We start from the raw sequence: 14,440 nt of genomic DNA on the forward strand, positions 1-14,440 counted from the left end.
CCCCCGGAGAGGCCTCAGCCCTCCTGTCCGCCCGCACTGTGGTCGGCGAGGGGGAACGAGTGGTGCTCGTGCGCCACGACCCATCGCCCGTCCTTCTTGCGCAGGCCGAGCGTCAGCCGCAGCCGGTGCCGCGCCACGTCCTCGGGCATGCCGCAGCGAAGCAGGGCGTGGGCGAAGGCGACGTCGTCACCGGCGGTGACCTCCAGCGTCTCGATCTCGAACATCGCTCCTCGCGCCTGCCACTCGAAGAACGGCGGCCACGCCTTCCGGTACGTCTCGATGCCGCGCACCTCCCCGGGCACGTCGTACATCACGATGTCCTCGGTGTGGTCGGCGGCAACGGCCGCCAGCTCACCACGGTGCACGGCCTCGGCCCAGGCCTCGATCAGGCCGCGGATCCGCTCTTCGTTGATCGACATGGAGGCTGCCCTTCCGATGCGGATGTATCCGTCCCGAGCCATCGGCGAAAATCGTAGGCGCGAGCCCGAACATGGCCGAAGGCACTCTGATCCCCGGCCCGGGCCGCGGCCGGCAACCCTTCCGCCGTGGTCTCCATCGACCGTCCTTTCTCAGGTCACCGCGCGGACGACGGGGCAGGTCAGGGCATTCGTCCCCAGAAATCGAGGCTGTGCTCGGCCACGTAGTCCGTGCCGCCGATCCGTTCAGGTGCCAGGAACTGAACGTAACCGGTGCTGACGTCGGGCCAGTCCGGCAGGTCCGCGCGGGCGGGATCACCGTGGCGGGCGAAGGTCGTCCAGTACTGGTTCATCCGGTCGGCGAACTCACGTTGTGCCGCCGACAGCGACGTACCGCCGCCGGGAAAGTCGAATTGGTACGCCAGGGCGCTCGAATGCTGGGCGCCGGTCGGGAACCCCGGAAGAGGTACGAGCGATGGGGCGGCTCGGTCGGCGAACTCGTAGAACCAGGTGGCGGTGTGCGCGGCGAAGGCGCGGCCCAGCTCCCAGGCCGGTCGCGCCCAGGCCCGGTCCGTGGCGATCTGGGCCCAGGCGAGGCTCGGTGTCGGGAAGCCGTCGAGAGGGTAGCGGGCGGCGACCTGATCGGCCGAGTCACCGAACGCCTCGGCCACCAGTCGCGGGTAGCTCTCGGCTGTGACCGGGTTGCCGACGAGGTCGGCGAAGAGCCCGACGAAGAAACGCGCCTCGTCGCGCATGGCGCCCAGCATCAGCGGTATCCGGTGAAAGCGTCCGGCCGGTATCGCCGTCGAGGGCGACTCAGGCAGGGTGATCCCGCCGAAAGCGGGCCGGATGAAGGAGTCCGACGCCTGGAGCAGATCTGTCGCCGGGACCCGCCGGAGCTGCGCGAGCGCCGACTCGGGATCGACGCCCGGCGTGACCCAGCCGCGCTCGGCCGCGACCGCGGCGCCGAACTGCTCCAGCTCGGCCACTGGGGCCCATCTCGGTGGGAGCTCCGGAACACCGGGAATGAAGGTGTGCGTCGGCGTCGTGCCCAGTACCGAGAACGCGCTCTGCAGGATCGCTCGGTGGAACAACCCCGCCGACGCGGGTGACACGAGGTGCGCGGCGATCATGAGGGCCCCGTACGACTCTCCGGCCAGGGTCACATTCGCCGGGTCGCCGCCGAACCGCGCGATCTCCCGCCGCACCCAGCGAAGTACCGCCTGTTGATCCCGCAGACCGAAGGTGCCGCCGTCGGCGAGACCCGGGTGGCCGAAGCACCCGAACACGCCGAGCCGGAAGTTCGGTGCCACGACGACGACGTCGCCGGCGACGGCCAGCCGCTGAGCATCGTAGGCAGCGGCACTGCCGTTCGTCCCGCCGCCGCCGTGCAGCCATACCAGCACCGGGTGCCCGGTGCCCTGGGCGGCCTCCGGCACGGTGATGTCGAGCGTCAGACAGTCCTCGTCCACGGAGGTGACGTCCGCGAACGACTGGGCCAGCTGCGGCGCCGGGTTTCCGGGCACGATCGCGTCCCGGATCCCGGTCCACGGCTCGACCGGCGCGGGCGGCCGCCATCGCCGGTCTCCGATCGGAGCCGCGGCATAAGGGATCCCCTGGAACGAGAGATGGCCGTCAAGCCGGCGGCCACGGACGGCACCGCTGCTCAGCCGTACGGTCACGTGCTGGGTCATGGTGCGAACTCCGTGGTCAGTGTGCGCGTCGCGGGTTCTGGAAGTGGCGCAGGCCCACCGGGCTTCCGTAGCAATATGTTCATATTGCTACGATAATAGTATGACCATATTGCGAGGGAAAAGTGCCGCAGTCAGGCGAGTGAGCGATCGTGACGCCCGGCGAACACCGTGGCGACGACCAGGCGCAACACGTCGCGCGCCGAGAACGCGTCCGCACCCGAGAGCGCGACCTGATCGGCCAGGCCCTGCAAGGTCGCGAGGATCATGCGGGCGGCGAGCACGGCGTCCACGCCGGAATCGACCTCACCGCGCTTCCTGCCGTCCTCGACCGCCATCGTGACGTATCCGAGCAGGTCACCGCCCGCCCGCCGGGCAACCTCGGCGAGACCGGGGTGATATGGCGCCTGAGCCGAAAGGCACTGCCGGACGCGATACTCGATCTCCCGCTCCTCGTCCAGCGGCAACAGCTCGACAAGACTGTCGAGCAGCACCCGCGCGACCTGGAGACCGGCGTCCGAACCCTCACGGACACGCGCCCCCACCCGCTCGCTCATGCGACGCACGGCGTCGTCGTAGGCGAAGCGGAGCAGCTCGTCCTTGCCGGCGAAGTAGTGCTGGATGAGCCCGACCGAAACCCCGGCCTCCGCCGCCACGCGCGAGAACGAGACGCCGGCCAACCCCTCCGCGGCGAGCAAGCGCTGGAATGCCCGTGCGATCTGGACACGACGCTGGTCGTGATCGGCAACCCGCGGCACCCCGCTATCGTACCGCCGTATTGTTACCCTCACCCCGAATCAGGAGTTCGGCACATGCGCGCCAACCTGCGCGACGACCTGAAAACCGCCCTCAAGGCCCGCGACCGCGTCGCGATCACCGCACTCCGCTCCGCTCTGGCGGCGATCGAGAACGCCGAAGCCGTCCCAGTCGACTCCCCGTCGCCCGGCGGCCCGCAGTACAACGAGCACTTCGCAGGATCGACCGCCGGCCTGGGCGCCGCCGACGTGGAACGTCGTCTCCTCACCGAGGCCGATCTGCTGTCGATCGTCGAGAAGGAAGTGCGGGAGCGCTCGGTCGCCGCGCGGGAGTACGAGCGGCTGGGCCACGACGACCACGCCGAGCGGCTCCGCGCGGAGGCCGAGGTGCTGAGCCGGTACCTGGAGCCGACCGTCTGAACACACCACAACCGCCCCATAGGGCTGTCACAAATGGGGCGGCCGTCTTGTCCTCACTCCGGACAATCCCCGTTTGGATGGAGGAACACATGAGCGCACACCTGCCCCCAGGCGTTGAGGTGATCGCGACCCTGCCGGAGGCGGCGGCCCGGATCCCGGCCGGCGCCGAGGCCAGGACCGTCCGGATCACCCTGCCGCCCGGCGACCCCGGCGCGCCGCCGCACCGGCACCCCGGGCCGATCTTCGGCTACGTGACCGAGGGCGAGATCCTCTTCGAGTTGGAGGGGCAGCCGCCCCGGGTGCTGAAGGCCGGTGACGCCCTGTTCGAGCCCGGTGGCGACGTGATCCACCTCCAGGGCGCCAACAACCTTCCGGACGCGCGGTCGCAGATGGTGGTGACCATGTTCGCGCTGCCGGGCACCCCGATTCTGACCATGGTCAGCGCGGAGGAGCTGGCCGAACGACGGCACCTACGGGTTACCCCGACCATGAGGGCCACCAGCATCTCCTGATATACGAAGAGTCCATGTCCCATCACGTTGGGTGACGGTAGATTTCCCGTGTGGCGAACGCAGCGGATTCTCGTGAGGCCGAGTTCGGAGCCGAGCCGCGGCGGCGGGTCGAGACGGGCCGTTCGCGGTCCCGGCCCGCGGCCGGCTGCCCCTATCCGGGGCTGACGTCCTTCCGCACCGGGGACGCGCGCTTGTTCTTCGGCCGCGAGCGGGCCGTGGCCGATCTGGTGGCCCTGCTCGCCGACCCCGAGACGGCGGGTCATCCGGCGATCGTGATCGGCCCGTCGGGAGTGGGCAAGTCCTCGCTGCTGCGCGCCGGTCTGGCCCCGGCCGTGCTGCGGGGCGCGCTCCCCGGTCGCCGGCCGGGCCGGCCGAGTGTGGCGTACCTGACGCCGACCGCCCAGCCGATGCGCGAGCTGGGCGGCGTCGACTCCCGCACGCTGGTGATCGTCGACCAGTTCGAGGAGCTGTTCACGCTGTGCGGCGACGAGGCCGCCCGGCAGGCGTTCATCGCCGAGCTGTGCCACCGGGCGGCCGCGGGCCTCGCGGTGGTCCTGGGCGTACGCGCCGATTTCTACGGCCAGTGCGTGGCCCACCCGCCGCTGCTGGCGGCGCTGCGGGCGCGTTGCCTGCCGCTCGGCCCGATGGCGGCCGGGCAGCTGCGGCAGGCGATCAGTGAGCCGGCCGCCGTGGCGCAGCTGGACATCGAAGCCGGCCTGGTCGAGCTGCTGCTGCGCGACGTGGGCGCCCGGACCAGCGGCGCCTGCGATGCCGGGGCGCTGCCCCTGTTGTCCCATGCGCTGCGGGCGACCTGGCAGAAGCGGACCGGCAATCTGCTCACCGTCGCGGGTTACGAGCGTACGGGCGGCATCCGGGGGGCGATCGAGGTCACGGCCGAGCAGGCGTACGCGGAGCTCGACCCGGCGCAGCAGCAGGTGGCCCGGCACATGCTGCTGCGCCTGATCCAGGTCGGCGACGGGACGGCCGACACCCGCCGCCGGCTCGCCCGCCAGGCACTGACCGACGACGGGGACGAGGCCGTCCTGGAGGCGTTCATCCGGGCCCGGCTGCTGACGGCCAACGCCGCATGGGTGGAGATCAGCCATGAGGTCCTGTTCGACGCCTGGCCCCGGCTGAAAGGCTGGATCGACGCCGACCGGGCGGGGCTGCGGATCCGGCGGCAGCTCGCCGACGCCGCCGAGGCGTGGGAACGCGCGGGCCGCGACGACGGCCTGCTGCTGCGCGGTCCCCAGCTGACCATGCTGCGCGAATGGGCCGACGCGGCACTCGCCGTCAACCTCACTCCCGCCGAGTGCGCCTTCCTGAGCGCCAGCCGGCAATGCGGTGAGGCCGAGCAAGTGGAGACGGTGCGGCGTAACCGCCGGCTACGCCGCCTGGTCCGCTGCCTCGGAATCACGCTGGCGCTGACCGCGGTCGGCACGGGGGTGGCGGTCAGGCAGGCGGCGGAGGCGCACCGGCAGGAACGGAGCTCCCTGGCCGGGCGGCTGTCGGTCGAGGCGGCCCGGCTGGCCGGCCACCGGCCGGAGGTGTCGGCGCTGCTCGCCTCGGCGGCCGTCGAACAGGACCGCACCCCGCAGTCGCTTAGCGCGCTGATGAGCACGCAGGCAGGAGGGTTCGCCGGGCGCCTGGCCGGGCACGGGGCGGCGCTGTGGGGAGCGTCCTTCAGCGCCGACGGCTCGACGCTCGCCACCGTCGACCACGGCGGCCGCGCCCTGCTGTGGGACGCCCGCCGCCGGACCGTGACCCATACGCTGGAAGACCTCTCCGCCCGCCTCACCGCCATCGCCGTCAGCCCGGACGGGCGCCTGGTCGCCGGGGCGGGCGACGACAGGCGGCTGCGGATGTGGGACGCCGGGACCGGCAAGAGACTGGCGACGCGCGAGCTGCCGGGCGGCACGGCGATGGGCGGTCTCTCCTTCGATCAGAAGGGCTCGATCCTGGCCGTGGCCGGGACCGGGGTCGTGTTGTGGCGGGTGAGCGACCTGCGGGCGCTGCCTGCTCCGCCGTGGGGGTCCGATGCGATCGAAGGTGCCGCGTTCAGCCCCGATGGCAGGCTGCTGGCCGCCGCCGGCCACGACGGGAAGCTGCGGCTCTGGCGCACCGACGGCGCGAGCGGGCCGCCGCCGGCTCTCTCAGCGGGCGCGCACGCGTTGCACGACGTCGCCTTCAGCCCGGACGGCACGCGGCTGGCCGCCGCCGGTGACGACGGCGCCGTACGACTCTGGCGTACCTCCGACTGGCACCCGTCGGGCGTGCTCACCGGGCACCGCGGCGCCGCGTGGGATCTCGACTTCCGCGGCGACGGCCAGCTGCTCGCCACGGCCGGTGAGGACCAGCGGATCCTGCTGTGGGACGTGGCGGCGAGCCGCCAGGTCGCCGAGCTGACCGGCCACAGTGCCCCCGTGCACGCGGTCGCCTTCCCGCGCAGCGGGACGCTGCTGGTCAGCGCCGCCGCCGACACCACCGGAGCCATCTGGGATACCGCGGGCTGGGAGATCCGCGGCTGTCCCGAGCCGGAGACGGTCGCGGCGACATGGGGCCCCTGGGGGCTGGTGACGGGTGCCGCCGACGGCGTCGTTCGCTACGGCGGACCCGCCGCCGCGACCGGGCAGTGCGAGCAGCTGTCCCTGCCCTACCCACGCATCCGCGCGCTGGCCAGGGGCGGGAAGGACGGAGACCTGCTGGTGGCCGGCGGTGACAGGGGACGGATTCGCGTCTGGAGTCTCCGGCGCCGCGCCGAGCTCTACCGGCTCGACTCCGGAGCCGGAGACCAGCACGGTGTCGCCGTCGATCCCGAAGGCGACCTCGTGGCGGGCGGCTATGGCAACGAGATCCTGGTGTGGCACATCACCACGGGTCAAGTCGGCAGAGTGGACAAGTGGACGGCGAGCGGGACAGTGGGCACGCTCGCGTTCGACCCCGGCGCGGGGACGCTGACGACAGGCGAGGACCGGTCCGTATACGTGCGGCGACTGGGCGATCCCGCCTCGCGACGGCTCCTCATGGTCGCCACCGCGCCGATCACGGCGCTCGCCTACAGCGCGGACGGCACCGTGCTGGCGATCGGCTCCGATGATGGCACGGTGCGGCTCTGGCAGGTCCAGGGGCGCCGCGAGCTGTTCGCCCTGTCCACCCGTCAGGGCTCCGTCCGGGCGTTGGGCTTCGCCTCCGGCCATGGCCGCCTGGCCGTCACCGGAGCGCTCGGCACGGTGCGCTGGTGGGATCTGGACGAGGGGGCGGCGCTGCGCCACGCCTGCGACATCGCCTCCGTGCCCCAGCCGCAGGAGTGGGTGCGGCTCGTACCGAACATGAAACCCCTGCCGCCCTGCGCCTTCAGCTCTTCAGGCGCTCCGGTGTCAGCGCCGCACGCGGCGCCGGGGCGCGTCATCGGCGCGGCCGGGCACCCCGTCGTGGCCGGTCCGGGGCCGACCAGTGGGCCGGGCGCGTGAGCGCGGACGGCAGCTTGGTGGCGCTGTCGCCTCTGGCCGCGTTGAGCTGCGGCTGGGTGAGGAAGATGCTGCCCGTGAGATCGGCGCCGGCCAGCTCGGCGCCTCGGAGGTCGGCGCCGATCAGGTCGGCCAGCCGCAGGTCCGCGCCGCGCAGATCGGCGCCGATGAGGTAGGCCCCGCGTAGATCGGCGCCTCGGAGATCGGCGCCCTTGAGCTTGGCCCCGATGAGGTCGGCGCCCCTGCGGTTCTTCCGGCGCGAGGTCTCGCCCCGGACCAGCTCACTCGTACGCAGCAGCAGGGTGTTGACGCTCTGCCGGTGCGCGGGCACGTCCACGAGCAGCAGGGCGTCGGCGTCGGCGCGGCTGAGCCGCCCGGTCTCGTCGAGCGCGGCGCGGAGGTCGTCGTGGAGCTCGCGGGCCGGGTCGAGGGTCAGCGCCTCGGTGAGGTACCACAGCAACTCGTGGAGCTGGCGCACCACCGGGAACACCGCGAACATCCGCGTCGCCGTCTCCGGGGCCCGCCGCCAGTCCTGCCCGACGAAGGTGACCTGGGAGACCTTCTGCCCCGCGCCGAAGCAGTCATAGACCGTGCAGCCCGGGAAGCCGCGCTCCCTGAGATCGCGGTGGATGCCGCAGCGGAAGTCCGCCTCCAGGTTGGGGCACGGCCGTCCGGCGTCCTTGTCGATCGCGAAGTCGGCCGAGGCGGCGAAGGGCAGCGCCACGCAGCACAGACCGAAGCAGCTCTCGCAATCGGCTTTCAGGGATTCGGACAAGAGCAGAGGTCTCCTTCTGGGGCACCGAGTCTCCGAACATTACCCCAGCTCCGCAGCCGAGAATTCGGGAGCGCGTCACACTCCGGGGCCCGGCACCGCTCTTGGCTCGGAAACCGCTCAACATCGATGGGACATCTCATGATCTTAGTAACCGGCGCCACCGGCCTCGTCGCACGCCCCCTGATCGAGCCCCGCGCGCGGTGGCCCGCCTTCGCCGAGTGGGTTGCCGAGCAGGCCGCCGAGTTCGGGGAGTGAGCGCTCCTTAGGGCTGGCGAGTTCACGACAAGTCGGGATCTGGCCACACCTTTCGCATGGACAACGCTAGATCATGACCACTAGGAATTCGGTAGCTTCTCTTACCGATTCGCTGGAGGTCGTCAATGCTGCGTGGGCTGCGTGGGCGAAGGGCGGTGGCCACCGTCGCGGCGGTGCTGGCCGTCTCCGCGCTGTCGGTGCCCGGTGCCCAGGCCGGCGCCGAGGTGGCGGCCCCAGGGCTCGCGGTGGGTACGTCCGGCGGACTCGCGGTCGGTACGGCCGGCGGTGAGATCACCCTCATCACCGGCGACCAGGTGCACCTGCGCGCCGTCGACGGCGGCCACCAGGCGGTGACGATCACTCCGGCCCCACGCGCGGACGGCTCCGTACCGAACTTCCAGGTGCTGGAGGCCGACGGACAACTGAGCGTCATCCCCGACGACGTCGCCGCCCTGGTCCCGCAGCGTCTTGACGCGGCGCTGTTCGACGTCTCGGAGCTGGCCGAGGACGGGTACGACGCCGCGATCCCGCTCATCCTCACCTACGAGGGCAACACCACCAAGTCCGCCATCCCGGCCGTCAAGCAGCTCCGCACGCTGGAGAGCATCGGCGGCGCGGGGGTGTCGATCGCCACCCATGACGCGGCCCGTTTCGGCGCCGCGCTGGCCGGGCTCGCCGCCGGAACCGCAGCCCGCGCGGCGAGCCCGCTGGCCGGGGTGTCGAAGATCTGGCTCGACCGCAAGGTGGAGCCGGTGCTGGAGAACAGCGTGCCCCAGATCGGCGCGCCCGAGGCGTGGGCGGCCGGGTTCGACGGCACGGGCACGACCGTGGCGGTGCTCGACACCGGCATAGACGCCACCCATGCCGACCTGGCCGGAAAGGTGACCGACCAGCGCGACTTCACCGGCGAGAACGCGACCGGCGACCCCAACGGCCACGGCACCCACGTCGCGAGCACCATCGCGGGCTCCGGCGCCGCCTCGGACGACCGCCGCAAGGGCGTGGCGCCCGGGGCGAGGCTGCTGAACGGCCGGGTTCTGGGCGGCGACGGCAAGGGCCACCTCTCCTGGATCATCGACGGCATGGAGTGGGCGGCGGGGGAGAAGCACGCACAGGTCGTCAACATGAGCCTGGGCAGCCGCGTCGCGGGCGGGCCGCTCTCCTCGGCCGTGTCGCGGCTGTCCCAGCAGTACGGCACGTTGTTCGTGGTGGCGGCGGGCAACGACGGCTGCGACGGCTGCGTCGGAGCCCCCGGCGACTCCGCCGACGCGCTGACCGTCGGCGCGGTCGACCGCGCCGACCAGCTGGCCACCTTCTCCAGCAGGGGCCCGATCGCCGTGGACGGCTCGGTCAAGCCCGACGTCACCGCGCCGGGCGTGGAGATCACCGCCGCCAAGGCGGGCGGCGGCTACGTCACGATGTCGGGCACCTCGATGGCCACCCCGCACGTCGCGGGCGCCGCGGCGCTGCTGCGGCAGGCCCGGCCCGGCATCACCGGGCCCGAGCTGAAGTCCTTGCTGATGGAGAGCGCCAAGCCCATGCCGGGCACGCCCGCCGACGCGCGGGGCACCGGCCGGATCGACGTCGGCGCGGCGCTGAAGGGCGCCGTCGTCGCCTCGGCCGGCTCGGTGAACTTCGGCGGCCTCGTGGAAGGCGCCGACAAGAGCGTCACGATGACGTACCGCAACCTCGGCAAGGAGCCCGTCGAGCTGGACCTGAAGGCCGGCGGCCCGTTCACCGCCGAACCCGGCGAGGTGACCGTGCCCGCCGCCGGGCAGGCCGAGGTGAAGGTGACACTCAAGGGCGCGCCCTCCGGCCGGTTGCGGGAGGAGTTGTCGGCGAGCGTTCGCGGCGGGGCCACCGTACGGACCCTGCTGACCGCGAGCGTCGAGCAGCGGCTCGTCGAGCTGCGGGTACGCGGGGTGGCCAGGGACGGCCGCAACGCGCGTGGCGGGTTCACGGTACTGAACCTGGACGAGGGCACCCTGGTCGGGCGCGTCCTGCCCGGCGACCCGGCCCAGCCGTGCACCGAGCAGAAGTCCGGCACCGGCACCTGCCTGCTGGTCAAGCCCGGCACCTACTCCGTGCTCGGCCACATCTTCACCATGCCCGCCACCCAGGACAGCACGGCGACGGGCAAGCCGCTGAACGAGAGCCTCGTCGGCGATCCCGAGATGAAGATCACCGGGGACACCGAGATCGTGCTCGACGCCCGCAAGGCCGTCGAGGTCGAGATCCGGACCCCCGACCACAAGACCAAGCGGAACATGGGCGCCGCGGCGCAGCTCGCCTGGTACCGCGCCGGCGAGAAGGGAACGGCGCTGCGCGGCGGCACCAACATCTCGCCCGGCGGGCAGGTCGAGGAGCGGCTGTTCATCCAGCCGACCAGGAAGGTCACCAAGGGCACCTTCACCGTCGCCACCCGCTGGCGGCTGGAGGCACCCGCGATCACCCTGACGGCTCCGGGCCTCGACCTGAACCCCCAGTACTATGACCCGGTCTCCTTCAGCGACTACGCCACGGAATACCCGAAGCTGGACGGCACCGCTCTGCTCGCGGCGGTCGACGCCGGACGTGGCACGCCCGAGGAGATCAAGGCCCGCGACCTGCGCGGCAAGCTGGCGGTCATCCGCCGTACCGACGGCGTGCCCGTCTCGGCCCAGTCCAACGCGGCGGCGGCCGCGGGAGCCAGGATGGTGGCGATCTACAGCGACCGTCCGGGGGCGGACATCACCTCGGGCGGCACCGGCGTCAAGCTCACGGTCCCGACCGTCCGGCTGACGCAGGAGGAGGGCCTGAAGCTGGTCGAGCGGCTGCGGCGGCTGCCCGTGCCCGTCCTGGCCAAGGGGATCGTGGCCAGCCCCTATGTGTACGACCTGTACCTGCGCGAGAAGGGCCGGGTGCCGGACTCGCTGCGGTACTTGGTGCGCGACCGGTCCCTGGCCAGGACCGAGGCGGGCTATCACAGCCAGCTCGCCGACGACGTGACGGTGAACGAGGCGCGGTTCGTGTTCGAGCCGTGGGACACCTCGTCGATCTCCACGAACCGGCCACTGGCCAAGACGCCGCGTACCCAGGTCCAGTACTTCACTCCCGACCCCGACCTGCGCTGGAGCTCCTCGGCGGGCAGTCCCGAGCGGCACTACAACACGATGTGGCCGCACGTGGACACTCCACGCATCGCTCTGTCGTCACCGGAGTTCCGCAGCTATGAAGCGGGGGAGCGGGTGGAGCGCACCTGGTTCAAGCAGCCGCTGCTGCCGGGCGTCAACCCGCGCAATCCGCTGCGCAGGGAGGGCGACAAACTGCGTATCTCCATGCAGGGCTTCGTCGACGCGAGCGGCAACTACGGCGACACCTACACCAGCACGTTCGAGCACGGCATGAAAACCGATTTCCGCCTCTACCAGGGCGACTCACTGCTCCAGCAGACCAACTACCTGCCTTCGGGCAGCGTGACCCTGCCGGTGGAGAAGTCCACGTACCGGATCGAGTACGACGTGCGTAACGAGGCCACCTGGGCGAAGCTGTCGACGCGTATCCGGTCGGTGTGGACGTTCGGCTCGGAGCATGTGGACGCGGGGGTCGCCACGGTGATCCCGCTGATCCTGGCCGGGATCGACGCGCCCGTCGACCTGAAGAACCAGGCCCGCTCGGCCAAGCTCGGCGTGTCCTTCCATCGCCAGGAGGGGGCGGCGCGGAGCGCGCTGAAGGAGGTGTCCCTGGAGGTGTCCTACGACGACGGCGCCACGTGGCGGACGACCCGCCTGCGCGCGAAGGGCGGCACGGACTCCTACGAGGCCACGCTGGACCGGCGGCCCGGGAGCTTCGTCTCGCTGCGGCTCAAGGCCGCCGACGTCGACGGCAACACCTTCTCCCAAGAGGTCATCCGCGCGTACGCGACACGGTGACGGTCATCCCCGCCTCCATGGGACGGTGACGGTCATCCGCGCCTACCTGGCGCGGTGACACTCAGACCCGCCGGGCGGATGGGTCATCCCCCTCCGGTCCCATCCGCCCGGCGACCAACCTGAATATCAAGATTGACTTATATAAGTCCGGCTTGAAATACTCCGTCATGTGCATGCATTTGACGTCCTCGGAGACCCCGTCCGGCGCCGGATCCTGGAGCTGCTGGCCGATGGCGAGCTGAGCTCCGGCGAGGTCACCGCGGTCATCCAGCGCGAGCACGGCATCTCCCAACCGGCCGTCTCACAGCATCTACGGGTGCTGCGGGACAACGGGTTCGCCAGCGTGCGAGCCGAGGGCACCCGGCGGCTCTACGCCGTCGAGCCCGGGCCGCTGCGGGAGGTCGACCTCTGGCTGGAACGCTTTCGCGGGTTCTGGGAGCAGCGGCTGGACGCGCTGGCCACCGAACTGGCTCGGGGCAAGCGGGAACGCCGCGCTCCCGGCCCATCATCGAGAAACGAGCACACATGATCGACATCATCAAGCAGATCGAATACGTCCACCGGCAGCTGGAAGACGGCGACGAGCTCAAGACCGTCGTGCTGCGCCGCCACTACGACGCCGACATCGAGGACCTGTGGGACGCCTGCACGTCCGCGGAGCGCATCAGCCGCTGGTTCCTGCCCGTCAAGGGGGACCTTCGGCTCGGCGGCCACTACCAGCTCGAAGGCAACGCCGGTGGAGAGGTGCTGGAATGCGAGCCGCCGCACCGCTTCAAGGTCTCCTGGATCTTCGGCGACGCCCCCGGGCTCTCCGAGGTCGAGGTACGGCTGTCGGCCGACGGCGCCGAGCGCACGCTGTTCGAGCTCCGGCACACCGCTGCCATGCCGCCCGAGATGTGGGACCGGTTCGGACCGGGCGCCGTGGGCGTCGGCTGGGACCAGGGGCTGCTCGGCCTGGCCCTCCACCTGACTGGCGGATCCATCGGCGATCCGATCGCCTGGCAGGGGAGCGAGGAGGGCCGTACTTACAGCAAGACGTGCAGCCGGTTGTGGGGGGAGGCTCACGAGGCGGCGGGCGCCCCCGCCGACCAGGCGAAAGCCGCCGCGGACAACACCAGCGCCTTCTACGCCCCGCCTGCCTGAGCATCCGTGCCCGCGCGGTGGAGGCCCTGGCCTGCTGTTTGATCGGGGGCACGATGGAAGCCGGCCGGCTTATGGTCAGGCGATGCGGACGATGCTCTTGCCGTGGGTGTCGCCGTTGGCCAGCCGCTGGATGGCGGTGTCAAGGTCGGCCATCTCATACTCGGCGGTGACGTCCACCCGGACCGTCTGGTCGGCCAGCAGCCGCAGTGCCCTGGTGGCGCTGTCGGCCAAGCGTTGCGGGTGGGTTTGGCTGAGGAGGTTGCTGTTGTAGGTCAGGGCTGACTTTCCGCTCATGAGCAGGTCGTTGGTGTTGATCTCGACAGGTTCGAAGGTGGCGATGTTGCCATAGATCGCCAGGCGGCCGTGCGGCGCGAGCCGCTCCAGGTTGGCCAGGCGGGTCGGCCCGCCGATGGGGTCCAGGATCACGTCGAACCGCTCGTCGGCGAGGGCGCCGGGGAAGTCCTCGCGTGTGAGCAGCAGGTCGTAGCCGAAGCGCGTGGCGTATTCGGCCTGGGCGGTGCCGCCGACCACTCCCACGATGCGGGCGGCTCCGGCGGCCTTGGCGAACTGGGCCGCGAGCGTGCCGACGCCTCCCGCCGCCGCGTGGACGAGCACGCTGTCACCGGGACGTACCCGGCCGACCGTGTTGATCAGGTCGTAGGCGGTCGGGGTGACCCAGCCGAACCCGGCTGCCGTCCGAGGGTCCACACCGGCGGCGTCGAAGGCGAGGAGGTCTGGCGCCACCACGACATCGGCGTATGCCCCGGCGCTGGTCAGGGCGGTCACGCGCTGCCCGACGCGGCCCGCGTCCACGCCTTCGCCGACCGCGACGACGCGGCCGGCGGCCTCGAAGCCGGGCACGAAGGGGCGCGGCACCGGAAAGTGGCCGCTGCGGACGAGCACGTCACCGTACTGGATTCCGGCGTATTCCACCCGGATCGCGACCTGCCCCGCGGCCGGGACGGGCTCGTCGATGTCGGCGAGGGTGAAGCGGTCGTCGGTGTCGAAAACCACGGCCTTCATAGTTACAGCTCCCTGTGTTGACTCAGTATCCTGATACCGAGGACCTTATGAGTATCAGATACCTGAGTCAAC

The 14,440-nt window shown here is 71.4% G+C and carries 11 protein-coding genes; 6 read left to right on the forward strand and 5 right to left on the reverse strand.

Annotation, left to right across the window (positions count from 1 at the left end; genetic code table 11):
* Window positions 1-14 precede the first annotated feature (14 nt).
* The 3 genes from AB0B64_RS54060 to AB0B64_RS54070 form a co-directional block, all read right to left on the reverse strand.
* The gene (locus AB0B64_RS54060; protein ID WP_358201793.1) at window positions 15-419 is read right to left on the reverse strand and encodes an SgcJ/EcaC family oxidoreductase; all 405 of its coding nucleotides are present in this window, start codon (window positions 417-419) and stop codon (window positions 15-17) included.
* A 179-nt stretch (window positions 420-598) separates the two neighbouring features.
* Window positions 599-2,110, reverse strand: coding sequence for a carboxylesterase family protein (locus AB0B64_RS54065; RefSeq protein WP_358201799.1), 1,512 nt, complete (start codon window positions 2,108-2,110; stop codon window positions 599-601).
* A 131-nt stretch (window positions 2,111-2,241) separates the two neighbouring features.
* Complete coding sequence (locus AB0B64_RS54070) at window positions 2,242-2,865, reverse strand: TetR/AcrR family transcriptional regulator (protein ID WP_357957004.1); 624 nt, start codon at window positions 2,863-2,865, stop codon at window positions 2,242-2,244.
* A 54-nt stretch (window positions 2,866-2,919) separates the two neighbouring features.
* Between AB0B64_RS54070 and AB0B64_RS54075 the strand changes: the two genes are divergently transcribed.
* The 3 genes from AB0B64_RS54075 to AB0B64_RS54085 all read left to right on the forward strand — a co-directional run bounded on the left by AB0B64_RS54075 (window position 2,920) and on the right by AB0B64_RS54085 (window position 7,264).
* The gene (locus AB0B64_RS54075; protein ID WP_357957002.1) at window positions 2,920-3,282 is read left to right on the forward strand and encodes a GatB/YqeY domain-containing protein; all 363 of its coding nucleotides are present in this window, start codon (window positions 2,920-2,922) and stop codon (window positions 3,280-3,282) included.
* A gap of 89 nt (window positions 3,283-3,371) precedes the next feature.
* The gene (locus AB0B64_RS54080) at window positions 3,372-3,794 is read left to right on the forward strand and encodes a cupin domain-containing protein (protein WP_357957000.1); all 423 of its coding nucleotides are present in this window, start codon (window positions 3,372-3,374) and stop codon (window positions 3,792-3,794) included.
* Between the two features lie 50 nt (window positions 3,795-3,844).
* Complete coding sequence (locus tag AB0B64_RS54085; RefSeq protein ID WP_358201807.1) at window positions 3,845-7,264, forward strand: hypothetical protein; 3,420 nt, start codon at window positions 3,845-3,847, stop codon at window positions 7,262-7,264.
* On the opposite strand, the gene AB0B64_RS54090 is transcribed toward AB0B64_RS54085, so the two are convergent.
* A complete protein-coding gene (locus AB0B64_RS54090) occupies window positions 7,200-8,036 on the reverse strand; it encodes a pentapeptide repeat-containing protein (protein WP_358201811.1) in 837 nt (278 codons plus the stop codon). The genes AB0B64_RS54085 and AB0B64_RS54090 overlap by 65 nt on opposite strands.
* Before the next feature lie 380 nt (window positions 8,037-8,416).
* Between AB0B64_RS54090 and AB0B64_RS54095 the strand changes: the two genes are divergently transcribed.
* The 3 genes from AB0B64_RS54095 (at window position 8,417) to AB0B64_RS54105 (ending at window position 13,345) form a co-directional block, all read left to right on the forward strand.
* The gene (locus AB0B64_RS54095; protein WP_358201815.1) at window positions 8,417-12,202 is read left to right on the forward strand and encodes a S8 family serine peptidase; all 3,786 of its coding nucleotides are present in this window, start codon (window positions 8,417-8,419) and stop codon (window positions 12,200-12,202) included.
* 169 nt (window positions 12,203-12,371) lie between these two features.
* Window positions 12,372-12,731 carry a metalloregulator ArsR/SmtB family transcription factor gene (locus AB0B64_RS54100; protein WP_357956993.1) on the forward strand — a complete coding sequence of 120 codons (360 nt, stop codon included), beginning with the start codon at window positions 12,372-12,374 and terminating at the stop codon, window positions 12,729-12,731.
* Window positions 12,728-13,345 carry an SRPBCC family protein gene (locus tag AB0B64_RS54105; RefSeq protein WP_357956991.1) on the forward strand — a complete coding sequence of 206 codons (618 nt, stop codon included), beginning with the start codon at window positions 12,728-12,730 and terminating at the stop codon, window positions 13,343-13,345. The genes AB0B64_RS54100 and AB0B64_RS54105 overlap by 4 nt, the downstream gene beginning before the upstream one ends.
* Window positions 13,346-13,420: 75 nt before the next feature.
* Here the strand turns inward: AB0B64_RS54105 and AB0B64_RS54110 are convergent, their stop codons facing one another.
* Window positions 13,421-14,368 (reverse strand): zinc-binding alcohol dehydrogenase family protein, encoded by a 948-nt coding sequence (locus AB0B64_RS54110; RefSeq protein WP_358201819.1) that lies wholly within the window; start codon window positions 14,366-14,368, stop codon window positions 13,421-13,423.
* Window positions 14,369-14,440: the final 72 nt, after the last annotated feature.

Source organism: Nonomuraea sp. NPDC049129, from assembly GCF_040648495.1.
Classification (GTDB): domain Bacteria; phylum Actinomycetota; class Actinomycetes; order Streptosporangiales; family Streptosporangiaceae; genus Nonomuraea.